We start from the raw sequence: 22,293 nt of genomic DNA, 5'->3' as shown, positions 1-22,293 counted from the left end.
CATCAAAGTAGGCTTTGACGCCGTCGCGGCCGCGATAGAGCGTCGGGTTCGAGCCGAAGAAGAACGCGCTCTTCGAATAGAGCGCGGCCAGCGCATCCGCATCGAGCTTGCCGAAACCCGCAGACCATCTCGCGATGATGGCGGAGGCGATTTCGTCGGCTTCATCAGGCATCGATCGCCTCCGTCCGTTGTCCGCGCTGGAGCACCTAAGCCTTGCCGCCGACTTCCTTGGCGAAGGTATCGCGCAGGCCGATGGTGCGGTTGAACACGAGCTTGTCCGGCGTCGAGTCCGCGTCGCGCACGAAATAGCCCTGCCGCTCGAACTGCATCACGTCGGGTGAATTGCCCTCGGCGATAGCAGGCTCGACCCGCGCATCGGTCAACACTTCCAGCGAGTGCGGGTTGAGGTCGGCGGCGAAATCGGCGGCGTTCGGGCTCGGGTTGGCGAACAGCTGGTTGTAGATCCGGATCTCCGCCGGCTTCGACTGCGCCGCCGGCAGCCAGTGCATCGTCGCCTTCACCTTGCGGCCGTCGGGTGCGTTGCCGCCCTTGGTCGCGGGGTCATAGGTCGCGCGCAGCTCGACGATCTCGCCGGCGTCGTCCTTCACCACGCCGGTACACTTGATGAAGTAGGCATAGCGCAGCCGCACCTCATTGCCGGGCGAGAGGCGGAAGAACTTCTTCGGCGGGTTCTCCATGAAGTCGTCGCGCTCGATATAAAGCTCGCGACCGAAGGCGATCTTGCGGGTGCCGGCTTCCGGATTGTCGGGATGGTTGATCGCCTCGATCTCCTCGACCTGCCCTTCCGGATAATTCTCGATCACCACCTTGAGCGGCCGCAGCACCGCCATGCGGCGCAGCGCCGTGCGGTTCAGCTCCTCACGGATGCAGAATTCGAGCATGCCGACATCGACCACGCTGTTGGCCTTGGCGACGCCGATGCGCTTGATGAATTCGCGCACCGCGGCCGGCGGTACGCCGCGCCGCTTCAGGCCGGCGACGGTCGGCATCCGCGGATCATCCCAGCCCGAGACGTGCCCGTCACGGACGAGCTGGGTCAGCACGCGCTTGGACAGCAGCGTGTAGGTCAAATTGAGACGCGCCATTTCGTACTGGCGCGGCTTCGAGGGCACCGGCAGCTTGTCGAGCAGCCACTCATAGAGCGGGCGGTGATCTTCGAACTCCAGCGTACAGATCGAATGGGTGATGCCTTCAATGGCGTCCGACTGGCCGTGCGCGTAGTCGTAGCTCGGATAGATCGACCATTTGTCGCCGGTGCGCGGATGGTGCGCGTGCAGGATGCGGTACAGCACGGGGTCGCGCAGGTTGATGTTGCCGGACGCCATGTCGATCTTGGCGCGCAGCACGCGGGCGCCGTTCGAGAACTCCCCGGCCTTCATGCGGCGGAACAGGTCGAGGTTCTCCTCGACGGAACGGTCGCGGAACGGCGAGTTCTTGCCGGGCTCGGTCAGCGTACCGCGGGAAGTGCGGATTTCCTCCTGCGACTGGTCGTCGACATAGGCATAGCCCGCCTTGATCAGGCCCTCGGCCCAATCATACAGGCGCTCGAAATAATCCGACGCAAAGAAGAGATTGGTTCCCCAATCGTAGCCGAGCCAATGGACGTCCGCCTGGATGGAGTCGATGTACTCCTGCTCCTCCTTGGTCGGATTGGTGTCGTCGAAGCGCAAATTGCACTGGCCGCCGAATTCCTGCGCGATGCCGAAATTCAGGGCGATCGACTTGGCGTGGCCGATATGCAGGTAGCCATTCGGCTCCGGCGGGAATCGGGTCACGATCCGGTTGTGCTTGTGGGAGGAGAGATCGGCCTGGACGATGTCGCGGATGAAGTCGCGCCCTGCCTCTGCCGTCGTGTCAGTCGTCATCAATGGGTTCCCTGGAGGAGTCAGCTCAACCTTCTGCCAAATTCGGGCGGCCCGGCCAAGCCTGGTTTCGAGTGTGCTTTCAAGCCTGGTTTGACGGGCAAAAGGTCAACCGAGGCTTTAGTTATGTCCGGTTCCTGCTATACACCACCGCCCATTCCAGCATACGTCGCACGCGATCATGACCAATTCCGTCGTTACCCGCTTCGCCCCCTCACCGACCGGCTTCCTCCATATCGGAGGCGCCCGTACCGCGCTGTTCAACTGGCTCTATGCCAGGAAGCTCGGCGGCAAGATGCTGCTCCGGATCGAGGATACCGACCGCGAACGCTCAACCAAGGAGGCGATCGACGCCATCCTGGACGGCCTGAAGTGGCTCGAGCTCGATTGGGACGGCGACGTCATCTACCAGTTCAGCCGCGCCGCCCGCCACCGCGAGGTCGCCGAGGGCCTGCTCGCCGCCGGGCGGGCCTACTACTGCTACGCCACGCCGGAGGAGCTGGCGGCGATGCGCGAGAAGGCGCGCGCCGAGGGCCGCACCCGCCTCTATGACGGCATGTGGCGTGACCGTGATCCGGCGACCGCGCCAGGTAACGTCAAGCCGACCATCCGCCTGAAGGCGCCGCAGACCGGCGAGACCGTGATCGAGGACCAGGTGCAGGGCCGCGTGGTCTGGCAGAACGAGAACCTCGACGACCTCGTCCTGCTGCGCGGTGACGGCACTCCGACCTACATGCTCGCAGTCGTGGTCGACGACCACGATATGGGCGTCACGCACATCATCCGCGGCGACGATCACCTGATCAACGCCGCGCGGCAGAAGCAGATCTACGACGCACTGGAGTGGGAGCTGCCGAGCATGTCCCACATTCCGCTGATCCACGGGCCCGACGGCTCGAAGCTGTCGAAGCGCCATGGCGCGCTCGGCGTCGATGCCTACCGCGCGCTCGGCTATCTGCCGTCGGCGTTGCGCAACTACCTGGTCCGGCTTGGCTGGAGCCATGGCGACCAGGAGATCTTCTCGACCCAGGAGATGATCGACGCGTTCGACCTCTCGGGCATCGGCCGCTCGGCGGCACGGTTCGACTTCGCCAAGCTGGAGAACCTCAACGGTCACTATATCCGGCAGAGCGACGATCAATCCCTCGTGACCCAGTTCGAGAGCGTGCTGGATTATGTTCCTGACGGCGCCGCGCTGAAGGCCAAGCTCAACGACACCACCCGCGCGCAATTGCTGCGGGCGATGCCGAGCCTGAAGGAGCGTGCCAAGACGCTGATCGAGCTGATCGCGAGCGCTTACTTCATTTTCGCCGATCGGCCGCTTGAGCTCGATCCGAAAGCGGCAGCGCTACTCACGCCGGAAACACGCGCGTTGATCGGCCGCCTGCGCACCTCGCTGGAAGCCGTGAACGACTGGACGGCGGAGACCACCGAGACCGCCATGCGGAATTTCGCCGAGCAGAACAATCTGAAACTCGGCGCCGTCGCCCAGCCGTTGCGGGTGGCGCTGACGGGACGCACGACGTCGCCGGGCATATTCGACGTGCTGGCCGTCCTGGGACGCCAGGAGTGCCTTGCCCGCCTCGGCGATCAGGCGGCGTGATCCTGCATGGACCCCCTCCAGGGTCCATCTTGCAGCGCACATTGCAATGAGCTACCCAATCCCGGACGCTTTCTCCACAAGCCGTTCCGCCCCGCCACGGGCCGCAATTTAGCGACTGGGCAAGGTCGGTTTTCGCAACGAATTCATCGGGGATATCACGATGGACGCAAAATCCAGCAAGACAGCCACACTCACCATCGGCAACAAGAACTACGATTTCCCGATCCTGAGCGGCACGGTTGGGCCTGATGTCATCGACATCGCCAAGCTCTACGGCCAGGCCGGGGTGTTCACCTACGACCCCGGCTTCACCTCGACCGGCAGCTGCCAGTCGAAGATCACCTACATCGACGGCGACGCCGGTATCCTCGAATACCGGGGCTACCCGATCGAGCAGCTCGCCGAGCACGGCGACTTCCTCGAGACCTGCTACCTGCTGCTCTACGGGGAGCTTCCGACCCCGGCGCAGAAGAAGGATTTCGACTATCGCGTGATCCATCACACGATGGTGCACGAGCAGATGGCCCGCTTCTTCCAGGGCTTCCGCCGCGACGCGCACCCGATGGCGATCATGGTCGCAGCGGTCGGTGCGCTCGCCGCGTTCTACCACGACTCCACCGACATCAACGATCCGAAGCAGCGCATGATCGCCTCGATGCGGATGATCGCGAAGGTGCCGACACTGGCGGCGATGGCTTATAAGTACACCATCGGCCAGCCCTTCGTGTATCCGAAGAACTCGCTCTCCTTTGCCGAGAACTTCCTGCAGATGTGCTTCGCGGTGCCGTGCGAGGACTACAAGATCAACCCGGTGCTCGCCGACGCGCTCGACAAGATCTTCATCCTGCATGCCGACCACGAGCAGAACGCGTCGACCTCGACGGTGCGTATCGCCGGCTCCTCCGGCGCCAACCCGTTCGCCTGCATCGCGGCCGGCATCGCCTGCCTGTGGGGCCCGGCCCATGGCGGCGCCAATGAGGCGGCGCTCGCGATGCTGTCCTCGATCGGAACGGTCGACAAGATCCCCGAGTTCATCGCCAAGGTGAAGGACAAGAACAGCGAAGTCCGCCTGATGGGCTTCGGACATCGCGTCTACAAGAACTACGATCCGCGCGCCAAGATCATGCAGAAGATGTGTCACGCGGTGCTGGCCGAGACCGGCCACGGCGATGACCCGATGCTCAAGGTCGCGCTCGAGCTCGAGAAGATCGCGCTCAGCGATCCCTATTTCATCGACCGCAAGCTCTACCCGAACGTCGACTTCTATTCGGGCATCACGCTGAAGGCGATGGGCTTCCCGACCTCGATGTTCACCGTGCTGTTCGCGGTCGCCCGCACCGTCGGCTGGATCAGCCAGTGGAGCGAGATGATCGAGGATCCGCAGCAGAAGATCGGCCGTCCGCGCCAGCTCTACACCGGCGTGGCGCGCCGCGACTATGTGACGATCGACAAGCGCAAGTAAGCTTCGTCCGTAACGACGATCCGAGACGGCGCCATCAATCCTGATGGCGCCGTTTTCGTTTGCCCCGCGCAACTTCGGTCGCCAGCGCATCGAGGCGCGGCAGCCACAACGCGCGGAACCGGTCGAGCCAGTCGTCGACCTCGCGCAGCCGTCCCGGCTCCACGGCATAGATGCGGCGGGTGCCGTCGGCGCGCACCGACGCGAAACCGGCGTCCCGCAAGATCCGCAGCTGCTGCGAGACCGCCGATTGGGTGATGCCGAATTCGCGCTGCACGACGGCAACGACATCGCCCGAACTGTGCTCTCCGGTCGCCAGCACCTCCAGAATGCGCCGGCGGACGGGATCGCCGAGAATGTCGAAGGCGTGCACGGCCGCTAGCCTCCGCCGCCCGGCTCGGGCTCACCCAGGTAGAACGCCGTCGTGTTGGCCCCGGCCCTGCGCGCCGCCGCCTCGTCCGTACCTGCCTTGATCGAGGCGCTGCACCAGTCCGCGCTGCTGCGGCGGATGAAATCCCTGCCGTCTTCGGAGCCGGGCCACGCTTCCGCGGCGGCGCGATCGAATTGCCCGCCAGGGCCCGCGGCGACGTAGAGCGCGAGCCCGATCAAAGCGAGGTCCCAGCCGACACCGACCGCGCCGGGTCCGTAACGATCCCAGAAGTCGCCCTCGATCAGCGAGAGATGCTCCAGCTCGAGCCGTGTGCCGCCGGCACCAACGTCGGCCAGGGTCACCGTGACCCAGCTGACGGTGCCCATCGCTTCCCAGGTCACGGCAAGCCGGCGCGGCGGCTCGCACGTCGTGATCTCACCGCCCGCCTGCCCCTGGAACTGGTAGCGGCCACCAGGCTTCAGATCGCCCGAGATCGGCAGGAACCAGCGCGGAATCCGCTCGGGGTTGGTCAGCGCGTCCCAGAGGTCCGCGATGTCGGTGTCGTAGCTGCGGGTCGCGATCACCGCCCGCGCAGGCTTGCCGTCGCGTTCCCGGACGGCGACTTCGCGAACGACGGCTCCGACATAGGCGACAGGATCGATCCTCATGGCAGGCTCCACCTTAATATTAGCTTAAGCTAATATTAGTATGGTCTAAATATTCGAGGCAAGCGGAACCGTTGCGGCCGTATGTCGCCGCTGACGCGGTCATGATCGACGGCTAGGTCGAATGCCGGCCCATTTCCGTCAGCACGATATCGGCGGCGCGGACGCTCGGCGGCTGGTCGCCGGTCGACATCTTTCCGTCCATCGTGGCGAACGCCACGAGCTGCCGCAATCGCTCGGGCGAGTCCGCGAGCACATCGGCGAGCGCCGGCACGAGCTTGTCCGGCGTGCAGTCCTCCTGCAGGAATTCGGGGATGATGTCGCTGCCGATCACGAGATTGGCGAGGATCACCGACGACACCCGAATGGCACGGCGCAGGATGAATGCCTCGGCAGCGCCGACGCGATAGGCCGTCACCATCGGAATGCCTGACAGCGCGAGCTCCAGCGTCACCGTGCCTGATTTTGCGAGCGCGGCGCGTGCCACGCGGAAGGCTGCGCGCTTCTCCGTCTCGCCGATCGCAAGGCGCGGCACCACCGGCCACGATGCGACGCCCTCGCGCACCATCGCCTCGAGATGCGGCATGGTCGGCAGCACGAGCTCGAATGGCGTTTGCTTGCTGAGCTGGCCGAGCGCCGCACCGAACAGCGCCAGATGATGCCTGATCTCGCTGCGCCGGCTTCCCGGCAGAACCAGCAGGACCGGCGGCTGCGCATCGCGCCGCCTCTGCTCCTCCTCGTTCGGCCGGAGCGAAGCGAACTGCTCGGTCAGTGGATGGCCGACATAACTGCACGGCGGTCCCTGCAGCTTGCGATATTCCTCAGGCTCGAACGGCAGCAGCGCGAGCACGTGATCGACATAGCGCCGCATCGCGCGCGCCCTGCCCGGCCGCCAGGCCCAGACCGATGGCGACACGTAGTCGACGATCGGGATGTTCGGGTTGCGGGCGCGAACGCGGCGCGCGACGCGATGCGTGAAGTCAGGGCTGTCGATGATGACGAGCATATCGGGCGCGTCGGCGAGCACGGCATCGGCAGTGCGGCGGATCAATCGCAGGATCTTCGGCAATTGCTTGACGACGGCGGCAAAGCCCATGATCGAGAGATCTTCGATCGGAAACAGCGGCTCGATGCCCTCGGCGGTCATCGCCCGGCCACCGACGCCGGAAAATTGCACGGCATCGCCGAGCCGCTGGCGCAGCACCTTCATCAGCGCCGCACCGAGGCGGTCGCCGGATTCCTCGGTCGCGATGAGAAAGATCTTGCGGCCGGTGCTGGGACTGTGCGCCTGCATCAGCCGGCCAGTCCGATGACAAACAGCCCTTTGGCATCCGCAGCCTCGATCAGGGCCTGCGGCTCGGCGGCCAGCGTGTTGCCGGCGATCACCGCGATCCCCGCGATGCCCGCCGCCGCCGCGCCCTCGACCGTCCGCGGGCCGATGGTCGGTAGATCGAAGCGCAGATCCTGCTTGCTCTTCGGCGCCTTCACCAGCACGCCGCGGCCGGCCTTGGCGCGAATGCGGCCCTCGGCGCGCAGCCGCGCCACGCGCGCCAGCAATCCGTCGGTGCCCTCGATATCCTCGACCGCAACCACGTGGCCGTCGATCACGACAGCTGCCTGGCCGATGTCGAACGGGCCGAGCGCGTCGAGCACGCCGCGTCCGCGCGCGATATCGGCGAGCGCGGTGCTATCCGGCGTCGTGCGCGTCACGGCGCCCTCAGGCATCAGGAGATCGGGCGCGACATCCTTGATGCCGACCATGCGGAAGCCCTGCTGCTCGAGGATGCGGCCGACGCTCGACAACAAATGATCGTCGCCGCCGCGGAACGCACGCACGACATGGCCGAGCAGCCGCAGCGTACCCCAGTCGAGCCGGATCTCCGACAGCGCGGGACGCACCAGGGTGCCGATGAAGATCAGGTCGCGGCAGCCTTCGTCGCGGAACAGCCGGGTCGCGCGTCCGAGCTGGCCGACCGAGATCCAGCGGTGACGAAACCGCTGCGCGCGCGCCGGATCGCAGGCACCGCGCAGCGCGAACAGCACCGGCGTGATGCCGCGCGCGGTGAGCTGATCTGCGACCGCGAACGGCATGGCGCCGCCGCCGGCGATCACGCCGACCGGCGAGGAAAGCGAGGGAGCCGCTGACGTCATGCTGGCGGCCATCCCCTGCTCAATTGACGTCGGCGGGAAGACAGAGCGGCCGGAGCTTGCCGCCCTCGATGAAGGCAAGGATTTCCGCGATCGCCGGATCCTCGGCAGCCAGCGGCTGCACCGAGGCCAGCCGTTCAGCGAAGATGCCGGGGCCGTGGAACAGCTTTTGATAGAACGCACGCACCACAGCCAGCCGCGCCTTGGTGAACTGGCGCCGCCGCATGCCGATGATGTTGAGTCCTTCGAGCACCGCGTACTGACCGTTGGCCAATCCGAACGGGATGATGTCGCCGCGCACGCCGCAGACGCCGCCGATCATCACCTGCGAGCCGACGCGGGTGAACTGGTGCACCGCCGACAGGCCGCCGATATAGACGAAGTCGCCGATCTCGCAGTGGCCGCCGAGCGTCGCCGACGTCGCGAAGATCACGCCGTTGCCGACCATGCAGTCATGGCCGACATGGCTGTTGTTCATGAAGAAGCCGCGATCGCCGACGCGGGTAAGCCCGCCGCCCTTGACCGTGCCGACGTTCATCGTCACGCCTTCGCGGACCGTGCAGGCCTCGCCGACTTCGAGACGGGTCGGCTCGCCGCGATAGCTCAGATCCTGCGGCGGCCCGCCGAGCGCGGCAAACGGCGAGATGACGCAGCCGGCGCCGATCTTCGTGTGGCCGCTGATCGTGACATGCGCGATCAGCTTGCAGTTCTCGCCGAGCACGACATTGGGGCCGATGACGCAGTACGGACCGATCTCGGTGCCGGCCCCGATCACAGCGCCATCCGCAATCCGCGCAGTGGGGTCGATCATGCTCATGAAGTTTCGATCCGGAATTCGTTAACGGCGCCAAGGTGCTATCAAGACGCGATGCTGTCGATTTGGGCGGTCGTTAGCGCGACTTTGCCCGCCCTGTCCAGTGACGTATCATGACGGCCTGTTGCAAACGAGAAGGTCGCAACCGACAGATGGTCCGGGCCGGCGCGCTGATCCTCAGCCTGTTATCTCTGCCGATCGGTCCGGAGACGGCCGATCTCGGCAATAGCACGACCGTCGATCTCTCGACCTTCGAATGCCGCGACATCAATCGCAGCACGATCGTCCAGCGGGTCTGCTACAGCGCAAGCGAGCGCACGCTGCTGGTCGCGGTACGAGGCAGCTACCAGCACTATTGCAACGTCCCCACTGAGACCCACGATGCGCTGATGAACGCATCCTCGATGGGCGTCTACCTCAATCGCGTCCTGCGGATCGCAGGCGCGGACGGCCGCTATGCCTGCACGACGTCGTGACCTGAGTAGCGCGCTTTAATCCGTCAGCATCGCACCGACATCGGCCTCGGCGACGACCTGGCCGTTGACCTTGGCATCGCCGTGAAACCACCACATCGTCTTGCGGCGGCCGAGCGAGCGCATGTGGTATTCGATGGTGTCGCCGGGCATCACCGGCTTCCTGAACTTGCACTTGTCGATGGTGAGGAAATACACCGCGCGCGGCTTCTCGGTGCCTTCGACCGACTTGATGCCGATCACACCGGCGGTCTGCGCCATCGCCTCGATCATCATCACGCCCGGGTACACCGGACGATCCGGGAAATGCCCCTGGAACGGCGGCTCGTTGAACGTGACGTTCTTGATGCCGATACCGCTGTAGTCGGTGCGGATCTTGATCACGCGGTCGATCAGCAACATCGGAAAGCGATGCGGGAGCGTCTTCAGGATATCGTTGATATCCACGAGCTCGAATTTGACCGGTGCCTCCTCCATCACTCCTGTTCCTTGCCTTTGGTTTCGTTGTCGCGCACCAGGCGCTCCACCGCGATAATTTCCCTGAACCACTGCTTGGTCGGCTTGGCGAAATGCCCGCCCCAGCGACCGTTGGCCGGAATGTCGTCCTTGACCGCGCTCATCGCCGTCACCTGGGCGCCGTCGCCGATCTTGAGGTGGTTGTTGATACCCACCTTGGCGCCGAGCGCAACATTGTCGCCGATCGTCAGGCTGCCGGCGAGGCCGATCTGGGCCGCGAGCAGGCAGTGCCGGCCGATGGTCACATTGTGGCCGATCTGGACCTGGTTGTCGATTTTGGTGCCCTCGCCGATCACAGTGTCGCGCAGGGAACCGCGGTCGATGGTCGAGGCGGCGCCGACCTCGACATTGTTCTGGATCACCACGCGGCCGGTCTGCGGCACCTTCACGTGGCCCTTCGGCCCGAAGAAGATGAAGCCGTAGCCGTCCTGGCCGATATTGCAGGCCGGATGGATCAGCACGTTGTTGCCGATCAGCGCGAACTGGATGGTGGTCTTGGCGCCGACATTGCAGTCGCGGCCGATCTTGACGTCGGCACTGATGACAGCGCCGGCGCCGATGATGGTGCCGGCGCCGATCTCGACCCGCGGGCCGATCACGACCAGGGGATCGACGATGACGCCGTCCTCGAGACGCGCGGTGGGATCGATGATCGCCGACGGCGCGATGCCCTCGGTGCCGAACCAGGATTGCGGCCGCAGCGCGTCGCATGCCATTCACGGGCGAGCTCGACGAACACCTGGAACGGCTTGGCGGCCCGCAGCACAGCGGTGCCCTTCGGTACCTGCGCCTCGAAGCGCGGGCTGACCAGACAGGCGCCGGCCTTGGTCGTGGCGAGCTGGTCGGCATATTTGAGATTGTCGAAAAAGGCGAGATGCATCGGACCGGCCTCGTCGAGCGAGGCTAGCCCCCTGATCTCAAGCGCGCCCCTCGCGGGGTCGACCAGTTGCGCCTTCGTCAGCGTGGCTATTTCAGCCAGCGATGACGAAGGAGGACTCTTGAAGAAGATCGGCTGCGCCATTCCATCCGTCGCAGTCCGGTCGGGCAGCGGTGTTAGAAGGTCGTACCGCCACCAAACCGGAATTCTTGCACGCGGTCATACGCCCCCTTGGTCAGCGGCACGGCGTAGTCGAAGCGCAGCGGACCAAACGGCGACTGCCAGATCAGACCGACACCGACCGAGGTACGGACAACCTTGCTGTCGTCATAGCTCAGACCAAGGCAGGTGCCCGGAGTCGGCGGGTTGTTCGTCGGCTTGATGCAGCCGGGCTGGTTGACTTCGCCCGTCGCCGCCCACGAGGTCGGGCCCTTGTAGTCGTACAGGCCGCCGGCGTCGGCATAGACCGCGCCCTTGAGCCCGACTTCCTTCGGCAGGAACCAGAACGGCATCTGCAGTTCCGCCGACACGCCCCAGTACTTGGTGCCGCCGATGGCGTCCATGGTGCCGTACGGGTTGATGTCACGCGGACCGATGCCGTTCGGCGCGAAGCCGCGGACCAGGTTCGGACCCATCTGGAAGTGATCGAGCATGCGCAGATCCTGGCTCCCGAGCTTGTTCAGGATGCCGCCCTGGGCATGGATCACGCCGACGATGTCGGAGACCAGCGGGGTGTAGTACTTCGCGTCGATCGCGCTCTTGATGTAGCTGACGTCGCCACCGACGCCGGCGAAGTCCTGCTTGAAGTCGACGATCAGACCGTCGGTCGGGTTCTTGTTGTTGTCGAGGGTGTTGTAGTTGAGCGTGTAGCCCAGCGCCGACGTCAGCGTCTTGCCACCCGCCAGTTCCTTGCGGACCGGCAGCGAGGCCTCGCCGTCGAAGAAGCAGCCGAGACCATTGGTCGACACCAGGCTGATGCCGTTCAGGTTCGCATAGGCCGGGCTCGGATTGAACGCCGGATTGGGCGTCACACCGTCGGCCAGGAACGGCACGTTGTTACAGTTGTTCAGCGTCGACGGCAGGGTGATTTCCTGCTGATAGATCGAATAGCGCAACTGCAGCGACAGGTCTTCCCGCAGGCTGAAGCCGAGCCGCGGGCTGAAGCCCAGCGTCTTGGTGCCGTAGGCGATGTAGCTGTTGGACAGCTGCTGGCGCTGGTAGAAGTCGAGGCCGAGCGCGACGCGGTAGTCGAGCAGATACGGCTCGACGAACGACAGCGAGTAGCCGCGGGCGTACTGGCCGTAGGTCACCGACGCCTTGGCGAATAGGCCGCGGCCGAGCAGGTTGCGCTCCGAGACACTGACTTCAGCCAGCGCGCCGTCGGTGGTCGAATAGCCGCCCGACACCGAGAAGTCACCGGTCGACTTCTCCTCGAGATCGACGATCAGGATGACGCGATCGCTGGAGGAGCCCGGCTCCGTGGTGATCTTCACCGTCTTGAAGAAGTCGAGGTTCTTCAGCCGGCGCTCGGCACGATCGACCAGCGCTCGGTTGTAGGCGTCGCCTTCCGAGATATCGAATTCGCGACGGATCACGTAGTCGCGCGTGCGGCTGTTGCCGCGGATGTTGATGCGCTCGATGTAGGTGCGCGGACCTTCGTCGATCGCGAAGGTGATCGACACGGTGTGATTGTCGAAATTGCGATCACCGCGCGGCCGGACCACCGCGAACGCGTAGCCGCGGCGGGACGCCTCGATCTGCATTTCTTCGACGGACTTCTCCAGCGCCTCGGCGTTGTAGAGCGAGCCGACATTGACGCGCGAGTACGAGCGCAGCGCGTTCGGATCGAGCGTTGCGATCGACGAATTGAAGTTGACGGCCGCGACACGATACTGCTGGCCCTCTTCGATCTTGAAGGTAACCAGGAAGCCCTTCTTGTCGGGATCGTATTCGGTCAGCGCGGCCACGACCTGGACGTCGGCATAGCCGTTCTTGAGGTAGAAGCGGCGCAGCAGGTCACGGTCGGCCTCGACCCGGTCGGGGTCATAGACGTCGTTGCCGCCGAGGAAGCTCAGGAGATTCGATTCGCGGGTCTTGATGACGTCGCGCAGACGGGACGCCGAATAGGCATTGTTGCCCACGAACTCGATCGACCGCACGCCGGTCTTCACGCCTTCATTGACCTCGAAGATCAGGTCGACGCGGTTGTTCGGCTGCTCGATGATCTGCGGATTGACCCGCACGTCGTAACGACCCGAGCGACGGTAGATTTCGGCAATGCGCAGGGCATCCGACTGAACCATCGGGCGCGAGAAGGTGCCACGCGGCTTGGACTGGACTTCGGCGGTGAGCTGCTCGTCCTTGACCTTCTTGTTGCCCTCGAAGGCAACGCGACCGATCACGGGATTCTCGACCACGACCACGACGAGGCGCCCGCCCCGCTGATCGATATGGACGTCCTGAAACAGCCCGGTCTCGATCAGCGCCTTCAGACCGTCGTCGATCTGCGCCTGACCCAGCCGGCCGCCCGGTCCGGGATGAAAATAGGAGCGGATGGTTTCGACTTCGACGCGGCGGTTCCCCTCCACCGTGATCGAATCGACCGTCTGCGCATACGCAGGCGCAGACACAGCTACGGCCGCCAAGGTGGCCGCCACTGGCGCGGCGAACATGACCAAGGCGGCAAACAAGCCCCCCCTCACTCGCATTCCAAACATCATGCGCAACGCGCCCTTATCTTAGCAATGCCGGACCGTTCCCCAACGGCCCGACAGATTCCCAACCTGCCGCTCAGCTTGTAGCCAACTTTGCCAAGGGGGCAAACTTCCTACAGCTGAACATTTCGTTTTCGTTCCAAGACGTTGCCCATCGGCAACGCCACAAAAAAGCCCGTTTCAGGACCCGGCGATCCTGAGGATGTCGTTGTATGTCGCAAACACCATCAACATCAAAACCAAACCCAATCCGATTCGGAAACCCACCTCTTGCGTCCGCTCCGACAGCGGACGACCACGAAGCGCCTCGGCGCTGTAGAACAGAAGGTGTCCGCCATCCAAAAGCGGGATCGGAAACAGGTTCAGCAGCCCGATCGAGACCGACAGGATGGCGCAAAGGTTGACCACGAACTGGAAACCAGCGCTCGCGGCCTGCCCCGACAGCTTCGCGATTCCGATGACACCGCTCACCTCTCCCGGATTGCCGGTCCCAACGAACAGCGACCCCAGGAACTTGAAGGTGCTGGCAATGATGTACCAGACCTGCTCGACGCCGATCTTCAAGGCTTCAAAGACGCCGACCGGAGCACTGGAGGCTTCGCCAACCTGAGCCTTGTGCTCGATTCCGAGCACACCGATTCGGTGCGCATTGCCGAAGGGGTCCTTGACCTCCTTGAGCGCCGGCGTCGCCTTGAGCGCGACGACCGCGCCATCCCGCTTCACTTTGAAGCCAAGCTCTGAACCAGCGTTCGAAGCTACGATCCGCTGCATGTCGGCAAAGCTCTGGATCGTGCTGCCGTCGATATCCACGACGACGTCACCGACCTTGAAGCCTGCATTCGCGGCGACGCTTTCGGCCACCAGGCCGTCGACCCGGGCGATCGTGCTCGGCTTGCCGTAATACAGCGCCATGCCCGCGAAGATCAGGGCGCCGAGAATGAAATTCGCGATCGGACCGGCCGCAACGATGGCGGTGCGCCTTCCGACCGACTTGTGATGGAAGCTGCCTTCGCGCTCTTCCGCCGTCATCGCGGCGAGCGATTCGGTCGACGGCGTCGATGCCTCGCTGTCGTCGCCGAAGAATTTGACGTAGCCGCCGAGCGGTATCGCCGAGATCTTCCAGCGCGTGCCGTGCCGGTCATTGAAGCCGGCAAGCTCCGGCCCGAAGCCCAGCGAGAACGTCAGCACCTTCACGCCAGCCCAGCGCGCGACCAGAAAGTGGCCGAGCTCGTGAAAGAAGACGACGATGGTCAGGACGAAGAGAAAGGGAACGATATAGCCGAGGAGCCCATGGCTCAACGCATTGATACTATGAAGAAAATACTCGGGCATCTGACTCCCCTCGACAAGAGCGATTAAGCTCCGTCCCCGACCCTCTAGGTTGCCTTTAAGGCAATTTGAGGCAATAGGGCGGCAGCTTTATTTCGCGCGATATGGTCAACGGAAATCGCATCATCCGCCGAGTGCAGTGGTGGCTGATTCCCCGACCTGATCCAATCATTCATCGTCGCCTCGACCAGCCGGGCGATCGCACCGAACTTGATCTTGCCGGCAATAAACGCAGCGACCGCGATCTCGTTCGCGGCATTGTAGACCGTCGTCGCACCGTGCCCGGCGCGCAGCGCCTCGTAAGCCAGCCGCAGCCCCGGGAAGCGCTGAAAGTCCGGCGCCTCGAAGGTGAGCTGACCGATCTTGGCGAGATCGAGCTTGGCTGACGGGCCGACGACCCGGTCGGGCCAGCCGAGGCAGTGCGCGATCGGGATCCGCATGTCGGGGGTGCCGAGCTGCGCGACCACCGAGCGATCGGAGAACTCGACCATGCCGTGGATGATCGACTGCGGGTGCACCAGCACGTCGATCTCGTCCGGCGCCAGCGCGAACAGATAGGACGCCTCGATCACCTCGAGGCCCTTGTTCATCATCGAGGCGGAATCGATCGTGATCTTCTGCCCCATGCTCCAATTGGGATGCTTCAGCGCCTGCTCCAGCGTCGCCTGCTCGATGTCGGCGGGTGCCCAGGTTCGGAACGGTCCGCCGGACGCGGTGATGATCACCCGCGTCAGTTCCTCGCGATTGCCGGAGGCCAGCGCCTGGAACAGCGCGTTGTGCTCGGAGTCCGCCGGCAGGATGCAGGCGCCGGCCTTCTTGGCGCGCTCCATGAAGATATCACCGGCGCAGACCAGGCACTCCTTGTTGGCGAGTGCAACCGTGGCACCGCGATCGACCGCGGCAAGCGCAGGTTTCAGTCCGGCAGCGCCGCTGACCGCCGCCATCACCCAATCCGCAGGCCGAGCGGCCGCCTCGATGATCGCGCTCTCCCCGGCCCCGCATTCGATCCGGGTTCCGGCCAGCGCGTCCTTCAGCTCTGACAGCTTCGCCGGATCGGCAATGGCGGCGAACCGCGCACCGAACTCCTTGGCCAGCTTGGCGAGGCCCTCGACATTGCTGTTCGCGGTCAGCGCCTCGACCTGGTAACGATCGCGCGCGCCACGCAGCAGATCCATCGTGCTGTCGCCGATCGAGCCGGTGGCACCGAGGACGGTCACGGTCCGCACGGCGGATGCCGCCGCGGCCTTGTTGTTACGCAACGGAACAGCGCTCATCTCATCACCAAACCATAAGACCGCGCCCGACGCCATCGGCACCACCGCGGAGAAAGCCGAAAATCGCCGCCACAATGACGGCTGCGACAAATCCGTCCAGGCGATCCAGAAGGCCGCCATGGCCGGGAATAATGTGACTGGAATCCTTCACTCCGAACCGCCGCTTCACAGCGGATTCGAAGAGATCGCCAAGCTGCGAGACCACCGACAACATGGCTCCGAGCAATAGCAGCGGACCGGTCGTCCCGATCTCGAAGGCGGCAAAGCCGGCGGCAACAAGCAGGCTCGCCACGAAACCGCCAGCCGCGCCGGCCCAGGTCTTCTTCGGACTGACCTGCACCCACAGCTTCGGCCCGCCGATGCTGCGGCCCGCGAAATAGCCGCCGATATCAGTGACCCATACGATCAGCAGCACGAACATCAGCGCGGCAAAGCCCTTCGCCGGATCATGGCGCAGCAGCACCGATGCGATCTCGGCCCCTGCCGCATAGAGCAATCCCGCAATCGCCCAGTTGCGTCGCGCACCCGATGTCAGCGCCACAACGACCGCACCGACCGCGAGCACGACCAGTGCCGCATCGATACGGCCCGCCATCAGGCAAAGTCCGGCGAGCAGCAACGCAACCACGCCGGGCACCACGACGCGGAGCTCGCGTCCGAGCCCGGTGACGGCAAGCCATTCCGCGAACAGGCCGACCGCAACAAGCGTCACCAGGAGCGACCAGGCGATGCCGCCCATATAGGCCAGTGCGATCGCGACCGGCGCCAGCACCACCGCCGCAGCCACGCGCATCACGAGGTTGCGCGACCCCTGCTCGCCGGCTGCCGGCGGCTGCTCGCTTGCTGCCGCCGACGCGGCCTCGCCCTCGGTCACGAGCCGGTTTTCGCGGCGAGCCCGCCGAACCGGCGCTCGCGCTTGCCGTATTCCGCAATCGCGCCTTCGAGTGCCGCCTTGTCGAAATCCGGCCAGTGAATCGGCACGAACACCAGCTCGCTGTAGGCGGCCTGCCACATCAGGAAGTTCGACAGCCGCTGTTCGCCGCTGGTGCGGATGATCAGATCCGGATCGGGAATATCGGGCGCATCGAGATATTGCCCGAGCGTGTCGGCATCGATGGAGTTGGCGTCCCGCTTGCCGTCGGCGACCTCGCGCGCAAGGCGCCGGGCTGCGGCAGCGATCTCCGCCCGCGAGCCGTAGTTGAAGGCGACCACCAGGTTGAGCTTGACGTTGTTCCGCGTCAGCTCCTCGGCCTCGCTGAGCAGCGCGCAGATGTCGGGGTCGAGCCCGTCGCGTTCGCCGATCACCCGCACCCGCACCCCGTCACGATGCAGCGTCGCCAGATCGTTGCGGATGAAGCGGCGCAGCAGGCCGAACAGATCGCCGATCTCGGTGGCGGGCCGCGACCAGTTTTCCGAGCTGAAGGAAAAGATCGTGAGATAGAGGATGCCGAGTTCATGGGCGGCACGCACCACGCGGCGCAGCGCCTCGACGCCGCGGCGATGGCCCTCGACGCGCGGCAGGCCGCGCGAAGCGGCCCAGCGCCCGTTGCCGTCCATGATAACAGCCACATGCAACGGACTGCCGGAGCGATCCGGTCCGTCAGTTGCTGGGGCGGCGGCGTTCGACATCGGCTGGTTCCCGTAGGCCTTCAGACCGTCAGGATTTCCTTTTCCTTGGCAGCAAGCAGCTGATCGACTTCGGCGATCACGCCGTCGGTCGCCTTCTGCACCTCGTTCGACAGGCGCTCCTGGTCGTCCTCGGAGATCTCGTGATTCTTCTCAAGCTTCTTGATGACGTCGAGGCCGTCGCGGCGGACGTGGCGTACCGCGACCTTGGCCGCTTCGGCGTATTTGTGCGCGACCTTGACGAGCTCCTTGCGGCGCTCCTCGTTGAGCTCGGGGATCCGCAACCGCAGCACCTGTCCTTCGGTCGCCGGCGACAGGCCGAGGTTGGAGTCGACGATTGCCTTCTCCACCGCCTTGACCATCGTCTTGTCCCAGACCTGCACCGAGAGCAGGCGCGGCTCGGGTACGCTGATGGTCGCAACCTGGTTGAGCGGCATATGCGAGCCGTAAGCCTCGACCTGGACCGGCTCGAGCATGGACGCCGCGGCGCGGCCGGTGCGCAGGCCACCGAGCTCGTGCTTGAGCGATTGTGCGGCGCCCTGCATGCGGCGCTTCACGTCGTTGATGTCAAAACCAGCTGCGGCCATGACGTTTCTCCCTTCACTAGAAACCGGCTATCGACGCCCTCGGGTCCAGAGTCTGGACCCGGCGGCGCGGCAATCAGCCGGCGACGACCGTGCCGTGTCCAGTACCGCGCAGAATCGCACCGATCGAACCGGGCTCCGCGATCGAGAACACGATGATAGGCAGCGACGTCTCGCGGGCAAGTGCGAAAGCAGTCGCGTCCATGACCTTGTAGCCGCCCTCGATCGCCTGCGAATGGGTCAGGCGGTCGAAGCGCTTGGCTTTGGGGTCCTTCTTCGGATCGGCGCTGTAGACGCCGTCGACATTGGTGGCTTTCAGCACCGCCTGCGCGCCGATCTCGGCCGCACGCAGCACGGCGGTGGTATCGGTGGTGAAGAACGGATTGCCGGTTCCGCCACCGAGCAGGACGATGCGTCCCTCGGCGAGATATTTGTGCGCTGCACTACGGGTGAACAGCTCGGAAATCTCCGGCATCACGAATGCCGACAAGGTCCGCGCCGGGGTCCCCTTGCGCTCGATCGCCGCCTCGAGCGCGAGGCAGTTCATCATAGTCGCAAGCATGCCCATGGTATCGCCGGTCGGCCGGGACACGCCGCGCGACGACACCTCGACGCCGCGGACGATGTTGCCGCCGCCGATCACGACGGCGACCTCGATCCCAAGATTGCGGGCCGCGATCAGGTCGTCGGCGACGCGATCGACCGTCGGTTGATCGATACCGAAGCCGTGGGAGCCGGCCAGATATTCGCCGGACAGCTTGATCACCACGCGACGATAGATCGGCTCGGCCATGATGCGATCGCTTTCTTATCCCGCGCAGGCAGGCTTCCGGCGGGTACGCCGGACGCCCGGTGTCAGCGGTTACTTCTTGCCGCTGGCGGCCGCGACTTCGGCGGCGAAGTCGCTTTCCTGCTTCTCGATTCCCTCACCGAGAGCATAGTTCACAAAGCCAGCGATTTTGATCGGCCCGCCGACCTTACCCTCAGCTTCCTTCACCGCCTGGGCAACCGACTTGCCGCTGTCGTGGATGAAAGCCTGATCGAGGAGGCAGACCTCCTTGTAGTAGGTCTTCAGGCCGGAATCGACGATCTTCTCGATGACGTTCTCCGGCTTGCCCTGCTGGCGGTACTTGTCGGCCAGCACGTCCTTCTCACGCTTGACGGTCTCCGGATCCAGCCCGGTCGGGTCGAGCGCGAGCGGCTTCGCCGCCGCCACGTGCATGGCGAGCTGACGGCCGAGGGCCGCGAGTTCGTCGGTCTTGCCGGTAGACTCCAGCGCCACGATCACGCCGATCTTGCCGGCGCCATCGATGACGGCGTTATGGACGTAGCTCGACACCACGCCCTTGCTCACCTCGAGCGAGGCAGCGCGGCGCAGCGTCATGTTCTCGCCGATGGTCGCGATCGCGTCGGAGATCGCGGTCTCGACGGTGGCGTCACCGACCTTGGACGCCTTGATGGCCTCGACATCGGCTCCATGCTTCAGCGCGACCTGGGCGATCATCTTGACCAGGCCCTGGAACTGCTCGTTGCGCGCAACGAAGTCGGTCTCGGAATTGACCTCGACCAGCACGCCCTTGGTACCTTGGGTAAGCGCGCCGATCAGGCCCTCGGCCGCGACACGGCCGGACTTCTTGGCGGCCTTGGTGATACCCTTCTTGCGTAGCCAATCCTGGGCCTCCTGCATGTCGCCGTTATTCTCGGTCAGCGCCGCCTTGCAATCCATCATGCCCGCGCCGGTCGACTCGCGGAGCTCCTTGACCATCGCTGCTGTGATCGTCGCCATCGTTCAATGTCCTTCTTGCCTGTAGAGGAACCGCGGCGCCCGATGGCGCCGCTGTCAGCGACAGGGAAATCGTTGTTCGTGGAATGGAAGCGGCGGCCGGGCGAGGCCCGGCCATGCCGCGTAACTTTTATTCCGCTTCGGCGAGCGTCTTGGCCTGAGCGACCCAGGCGTCGGCACGGCTCGGCAGACCGACTTCTTCGCCGATCTTGTGCGCGGTGTCGTGATCGAGCTCGGCGAGCTGCCAGTAGTGGAAGACACCGAGGTCGTTGAGCTTCTTCTCGATCGCACCGGACACGCCGGTGAGCTTCTTGAGGTTGTCGGCAGTGCCACGCGGGCCGGCCAGCCCCTGAAAGCCGGACGGCGCGGCCGCCGGAAGCTCTTCCTGCACCGGCGCAGCCGACGCTCCGATATCGATTCCGGAGTCACCCTGGGCGCGCGAGATGCCGTCGATGGCGGCGCGCGCCACGAGGTCGCAATACAGCGAGATCGCGCGGCCGGCGTCGTCATTGCCCGGCACCACGTAGGTGATGCCCTTCGGGTCCGAATTGGTGTCGACGATCGCAGCGACCGGGATGTTGAGCCGCTGGGCTTCCTGGATCGCGATGTCTTCCTTGTTGGTGTCGATCACGAAGATCATGTCGGGAAGACCGCCCATGTCCTTGATGCCGCCGAGCGAGCGATCGAGCTTGTCGCGCTCGCGCTGCAGCGTCAGCCGCTCCTTCTTGGTGTAGGAGCTGGCTTCGCCCGACGAGAGCACGTCGTCGAGATGACGCAGCCGCTTGATCGAGGCCGAGATCGTCTTCCAGTTGGTCAGCGTGCCGCCGAGCCAGCGCGAATTGACGAAGTACTGCGCCGAACGCTTGGCGGCGTCGGCAACGCCGTCCTGGGCCGAGCGCTTGGTGCCGACGAACAGGATGCGGCCGCCCTTGGCGACGGTATCGCTGACCGCCTGCAGGGCACGGTGCAGCATCGGCACGGTCTGCGCGAGGTCGATGATGTGAATGTTGTTGCGGGCGCCGAAGATGTAATCCTGCATCTTCGGGTTCCAGCGGTGGGCCTGGTGGCCAAAGTGTACGCCAGCTTCAAGCAACTGACGCATAGAAAAATCGGGTAGCGACATAGTGATAATTCTCCGGTTGGTTCCTCCGGAAACGTGTGAGCAGACGAGCCTTATGGCCCGGCTGCCACCGGACGGCCTTTTGAGCCATGTTTCCGTGTGAGATGGCGCGCTATATAGCCTGATTTGCGCCAGAAGCAAGGAAATACGGCCGGTTACCGCGGCCGGATGAGCCCTTTGCACCTGGAACCGACCCGTTTTGGCCCGAATTGGCCCGGTATGGCCCGGCCGGGCAGCCCTACTGCGCCAATTGCAGGTCCGCCAACGTCGTGCGCGCAGTCGCCTCGTCCAATGCAACGAAATCGGCCGGCCCGGGATTGCCGGCGTTCGCAGTCGCGGCCGATGCGACGACGGCACCGACCAAACCTCCCACCAATGTTACTCCCGCGACGGAATCATGCCGCTCGCTCGATTTCACCAGAAAGAAATAGGTGCGGCCCGGCTCGGTTGCGAAGTTGTGCGTGGTCTCGCCGGGAAACATGACCTCACTTGCAACCAGTTGATGCCGGCCGGCGGGACGATCGGCGAACGCATAGGTTCCGATAGCGATCTTGCCGATCGGCTCACCATCGAGCTTCACGTCGCAGGCACAGATCGCCATGCTCAGTCCCTTGCGCTTCTCCTGCAGCACCACGACACGGGAATGTCCCGGCTTCGGTGGCCCAAACTTCTGCGAGGTCGCCGCATAGTCGGTGCCGACACCATCGCTCACGCAGCCCGCCACCATCAACACACCGGCCAGCAAGGCCGCATAACGTCCAAACATTCCGCCCCCGAAATTCCCCTCAGGGCGACCATAGAAAGAAGCACGGTGTGGTTGCAATAGTGCTTAAGCCGAAGTTGGCTTTCCGCAGCGTCGCCGGGATCGTCGCCTACAGCGTCTGCACGTCGACCACGCCAGCGACCGCCTTGATCGCGCCGGCGATCTGCGGCGAGACCTTGTAGCGGCCGGGCAGCTTCATCTCGACCTCGGTTTCGAGGTCCAGCATGATCACCAGCGACACGTCGCCATCGGCCCCCGCCGCGGGTGGCGGCGCAGCGGCAGGCTTCACCGC

At 64.7% G+C, this 22,293-nt stretch carries 22 protein-coding genes and 1 pseudogene; 3 read left to right on the top strand and 20 right to left on the bottom strand.

Going from position 1 to position 22,293, the window contains the following annotated elements:
• Both H8A95_RS30940 and H8A95_RS30935 read right to left on the bottom strand, forming a co-directional pair.
• The coding region (locus H8A95_RS30940) for a Cif family virulence factor (RefSeq protein ID WP_476727255.1) at window positions 1-172 on the bottom strand (172 nt) is incomplete at its 3' end.
• Window positions 173-206: 34 nt separating this feature from the next.
• Complete coding sequence (locus H8A95_RS30935) at window positions 207-1,886, bottom strand: glutamine--tRNA ligase/YqeY domain fusion protein (protein WP_229186626.1); 1,680 nt, start codon at window positions 1,884-1,886, stop codon at window positions 207-209.
• 178 nt (window positions 1,887-2,064) lie between these two features.
• Here H8A95_RS30935 and gltX point away from each other — a divergent pair, with 178 nt between their 5' ends.
• Together gltX and gltA are read left to right on the top strand one after the other, a co-directional pair.
• Window positions 2,065-3,486: a glutamate--tRNA ligase gene (gene gltX / locus H8A95_RS30930; RefSeq protein ID WP_229186625.1), complete on the top strand. Its 1,422-nt coding sequence runs from the start codon at window positions 2,065-2,067 to the stop codon at window positions 3,484-3,486.
• 160 nt (window positions 3,487-3,646) lie between these two features.
• Window positions 3,647-4,948, top strand: a complete 1,302-nt coding sequence (gltA, locus tag H8A95_RS30925) for a citrate synthase (RefSeq protein ID WP_163152086.1) — start codon at window positions 3,647-3,649, stop codon at window positions 4,946-4,948.
• A gap of 34 nt (window positions 4,949-4,982) precedes the next feature.
• Here gltA and H8A95_RS30920 read toward each other — a convergent pair whose 3' ends face one another.
• The 5 genes from H8A95_RS30920 to lpxA all read right to left on the bottom strand — a co-directional run bounded on the left by H8A95_RS30920 (window position 4,983) and on the right by lpxA (window position 8,945).
• Window positions 4,983-5,318: an ArsR/SmtB family transcription factor gene (locus tag H8A95_RS30920; RefSeq protein ID WP_229186624.1), complete on the bottom strand. Its 336-nt coding sequence runs from the start codon at window positions 5,316-5,318 to the stop codon at window positions 4,983-4,985.
• 5 nt (window positions 5,319-5,323) lie between these two features.
• Complete coding sequence (locus H8A95_RS30915; protein WP_229186623.1) at window positions 5,324-5,983, bottom strand: SRPBCC family protein; 660 nt, start codon at window positions 5,981-5,983, stop codon at window positions 5,324-5,326.
• Window positions 5,984-6,095: 112 nt separating this feature from the next.
• Window positions 6,096-7,274 (bottom strand): lipid-A-disaccharide synthase, encoded by a 1,179-nt coding sequence (lpxB, locus tag H8A95_RS30910; protein WP_229186622.1) that lies wholly within the window; start codon window positions 7,272-7,274, stop codon window positions 6,096-6,098.
• The gene (locus tag H8A95_RS30905) at window positions 7,274-8,131 is read right to left on the bottom strand and encodes an LpxI family protein (RefSeq protein ID WP_229186621.1); all 858 of its coding nucleotides are present in this window, start codon (window positions 8,129-8,131) and stop codon (window positions 7,274-7,276) included. Before H8A95_RS30905 ends, lpxB begins: the two co-directional genes overlap by 1 nt.
• Window positions 8,132-8,150: 19 nt before the next feature.
• Window positions 8,151-8,945: an acyl-ACP--UDP-N-acetylglucosamine O-acyltransferase gene (gene lpxA / locus H8A95_RS30900; protein ID WP_229186620.1), complete on the bottom strand. Its 795-nt coding sequence runs from the start codon at window positions 8,943-8,945 to the stop codon at window positions 8,151-8,153.
• Window positions 8,946-9,094: 149 nt separating this feature from the next.
• On the opposite strand from lpxA, the gene H8A95_RS30895 reads away from it, so the two are divergent.
• Entirely contained in the window at window positions 9,095-9,418 is a 324-nt protein-coding gene (locus tag H8A95_RS30895) for a KTSC domain-containing protein (protein WP_229186619.1), read from the top strand.
• 15 nt (window positions 9,419-9,433) lie between these two features.
• Here the strand turns inward: H8A95_RS30895 and fabZ are convergent, their stop codons facing one another.
• From fabZ to H8A95_RS30830, 13 genes and pseudogenes are all read right to left on the bottom strand, one after another.
• On the bottom strand, window positions 9,434-9,892 hold the full coding sequence (gene fabZ / locus H8A95_RS30890; protein ID WP_016841580.1) for a 3-hydroxyacyl-ACP dehydratase FabZ: 459 nt from the start codon (window positions 9,890-9,892) through the stop codon (window positions 9,434-9,436).
• Window positions 9,892-10,952, bottom strand: a pseudogene (gene lpxD / locus H8A95_RS30885) (UDP-3-O-(3-hydroxymyristoyl)glucosamine N-acyltransferase). The gene fabZ and the pseudogene lpxD overlap by 1 nt, the downstream one beginning before the upstream one ends.
• A gap of 32 nt (window positions 10,953-10,984) precedes the next feature.
• Window positions 10,985-13,528, bottom strand: coding sequence for an outer membrane protein assembly factor BamA (bamA, locus tag H8A95_RS30880; RefSeq protein ID WP_229186618.1), 2,544 nt, complete (start codon window positions 13,526-13,528; stop codon window positions 10,985-10,987).
• 174 nt (window positions 13,529-13,702) lie between these two features.
• Window positions 13,703-14,854: an RIP metalloprotease RseP gene (gene rseP / locus H8A95_RS30875; RefSeq protein WP_229186617.1), complete on the bottom strand. Its 1,152-nt coding sequence runs from the start codon at window positions 14,852-14,854 to the stop codon at window positions 13,703-13,705.
• 44 nt (window positions 14,855-14,898) lie between these two features.
• Window positions 14,899-16,125: a 1-deoxy-D-xylulose-5-phosphate reductoisomerase gene (gene dxr, locus H8A95_RS30870; RefSeq protein WP_229186616.1), complete on the bottom strand. Its 1,227-nt coding sequence runs from the start codon at window positions 16,123-16,125 to the stop codon at window positions 14,899-14,901.
• Between the two features lie 4 nt (window positions 16,126-16,129).
• On the bottom strand, window positions 16,130-16,999 hold the full coding sequence (locus tag H8A95_RS30865) for a phosphatidate cytidylyltransferase (RefSeq protein ID WP_229186615.1): 870 nt from the start codon (window positions 16,997-16,999) through the stop codon (window positions 16,130-16,132).
• Window positions 16,996-17,754: an isoprenyl transferase gene (locus H8A95_RS30860; protein WP_229186614.1), complete on the bottom strand. Its 759-nt coding sequence runs from the start codon at window positions 17,752-17,754 to the stop codon at window positions 16,996-16,998. Before H8A95_RS30860 ends, H8A95_RS30865 begins: the two co-directional genes overlap by 4 nt.
• A 20-nt stretch (window positions 17,755-17,774) precedes the next feature.
• The gene (frr, locus tag H8A95_RS30855; RefSeq protein WP_229186613.1) at window positions 17,775-18,338 is read right to left on the bottom strand and encodes a ribosome recycling factor; all 564 of its coding nucleotides are present in this window, start codon (window positions 18,336-18,338) and stop codon (window positions 17,775-17,777) included.
• A gap of 73 nt (window positions 18,339-18,411) precedes the next feature.
• Window positions 18,412-19,128 carry a UMP kinase gene (gene pyrH, locus H8A95_RS30850; protein WP_229186612.1) on the bottom strand — a complete coding sequence of 239 codons (717 nt, stop codon included), beginning with the start codon at window positions 19,126-19,128 and terminating at the stop codon, window positions 18,412-18,414.
• Window positions 19,129-19,197: 69 nt separating this feature from the next.
• Window positions 19,198-20,121: a translation elongation factor Ts gene (gene tsf / locus H8A95_RS30845; RefSeq protein WP_229186611.1), complete on the bottom strand. Its 924-nt coding sequence runs from the start codon at window positions 20,119-20,121 to the stop codon at window positions 19,198-19,200.
• Window positions 20,122-20,248: 127 nt separating this feature from the next.
• On the bottom strand, window positions 20,249-21,241 hold the full coding sequence (locus H8A95_RS30840; protein ID WP_229186610.1) for a 30S ribosomal protein S2: 993 nt from the start codon (window positions 21,239-21,241) through the stop codon (window positions 20,249-20,251).
• Between the two features lie 235 nt (window positions 21,242-21,476).
• Window positions 21,477-22,004, bottom strand: coding sequence for a DUF2846 domain-containing protein (locus tag H8A95_RS30835; RefSeq protein WP_163161334.1), 528 nt, complete (start codon window positions 22,002-22,004; stop codon window positions 21,477-21,479).
• A gap of 106 nt (window positions 22,005-22,110) precedes the next feature.
• Window positions 22,111-22,293: hypothetical protein (locus H8A95_RS30830; RefSeq protein ID WP_229186609.1), on the bottom strand; the 183-nt coding region annotated here is incomplete at its 5' end.

The organism is Bradyrhizobium oropedii, from assembly GCF_020889685.1.
In the GTDB taxonomy this organism is placed as follows: Bacteria; Pseudomonadota; Alphaproteobacteria; order Rhizobiales; family Xanthobacteraceae; genus Bradyrhizobium; species Bradyrhizobium oropedii.
The sequence above is the reverse complement of the archived record's forward strand: the minus strand, read 5'-3'. Positions and strand labels throughout refer to the sequence as shown.

Excerpts from the sequence above, each read along its gene's own strand:
- lpxA (WP_229186620.1), bottom strand. The coding sequence starts at position 8,945 with ATGAGCATGATCGACCCCACTGCGCGGATTGCGGATGGCGCTGTGATC.
- H8A95_RS30860 (WP_229186614.1), bottom strand. The coding sequence starts at position 17,754 with ATGTCGAACGCCGCCGCCCCAGCAACTGACGGACCGGATCGCTCCGGC.
- H8A95_RS30905 (WP_229186621.1), bottom strand. The coding sequence starts at position 8,131 with ATGACGTCAGCGGCTCCCTCGCTTTCCTCGCCGGTCGGCGTGATCGCC.
- H8A95_RS30835 (WP_163161334.1), bottom strand. The coding sequence starts at position 22,004 with ATGTTTGGACGTTATGCGGCCTTGCTGGCCGGTGTGTTGATGGTGGCG.
- tsf (WP_229186611.1), bottom strand. The coding sequence starts at position 20,121 with ATGGCGACGATCACAGCAGCGATGGTCAAGGAGCTCCGCGAGTCGACC.
- H8A95_RS30935 (WP_229186626.1), bottom strand. The coding sequence starts at position 1,886 with ATGACGACTGACACGACGGCAGAGGCAGGGCGCGACTTCATCCGCGAC.
- lpxB (WP_229186622.1), bottom strand. The coding sequence starts at position 7,274 with ATGCAGGCGCACAGTCCCAGCACCGGCCGCAAGATCTTTCTCATCGCG.
- H8A95_RS30840 (WP_229186610.1), bottom strand. The coding sequence starts at position 21,241 with ATGTCGCTACCCGATTTTTCTATGCGTCAGTTGCTTGAAGCTGGCGTA.
- dxr (WP_229186616.1), bottom strand. The coding sequence starts at position 16,125 with ATGAGCGCTGTTCCGTTGCGTAACAACAAGGCCGCGGCGGCATCCGCC.
- gltX (WP_229186625.1), top strand. The coding sequence starts at position 2,065 with ATGACCAATTCCGTCGTTACCCGCTTCGCCCCCTCACCGACCGGCTTC.
- H8A95_RS30915 (WP_229186623.1), bottom strand. The coding sequence starts at position 5,983 with ATGAGGATCGATCCTGTCGCCTATGTCGGAGCCGTCGTTCGCGAAGTC.
- frr (WP_229186613.1), bottom strand. The coding sequence starts at position 18,338 with ATGGCCGCAGCTGGTTTTGACATCAACGACGTGAAGCGCCGCATGCAG.
- H8A95_RS30895 (WP_229186619.1), top strand. The coding sequence starts at position 9,095 with ATGGTCCGGGCCGGCGCGCTGATCCTCAGCCTGTTATCTCTGCCGATC.
- fabZ (WP_016841580.1), bottom strand. The coding sequence starts at position 9,892 with ATGGAGGAGGCACCGGTCAAATTCGAGCTCGTGGATATCAACGATATC.
- bamA (WP_229186618.1), bottom strand. The coding sequence starts at position 13,528 with ATGATGTTTGGAATGCGAGTGAGGGGGGGCTTGTTTGCCGCCTTGGTC.
- pyrH (WP_229186612.1), bottom strand. The coding sequence starts at position 19,128 with ATGGCCGAGCCGATCTATCGTCGCGTGGTGATCAAGCTGTCCGGCGAA.
- rseP (WP_229186617.1), bottom strand. The coding sequence starts at position 14,854 with ATGCCCGAGTATTTTCTTCATAGTATCAATGCGTTGAGCCATGGGCTC.
- gltA (WP_163152086.1), top strand. The coding sequence starts at position 3,647 with ATGGACGCAAAATCCAGCAAGACAGCCACACTCACCATCGGCAACAAG.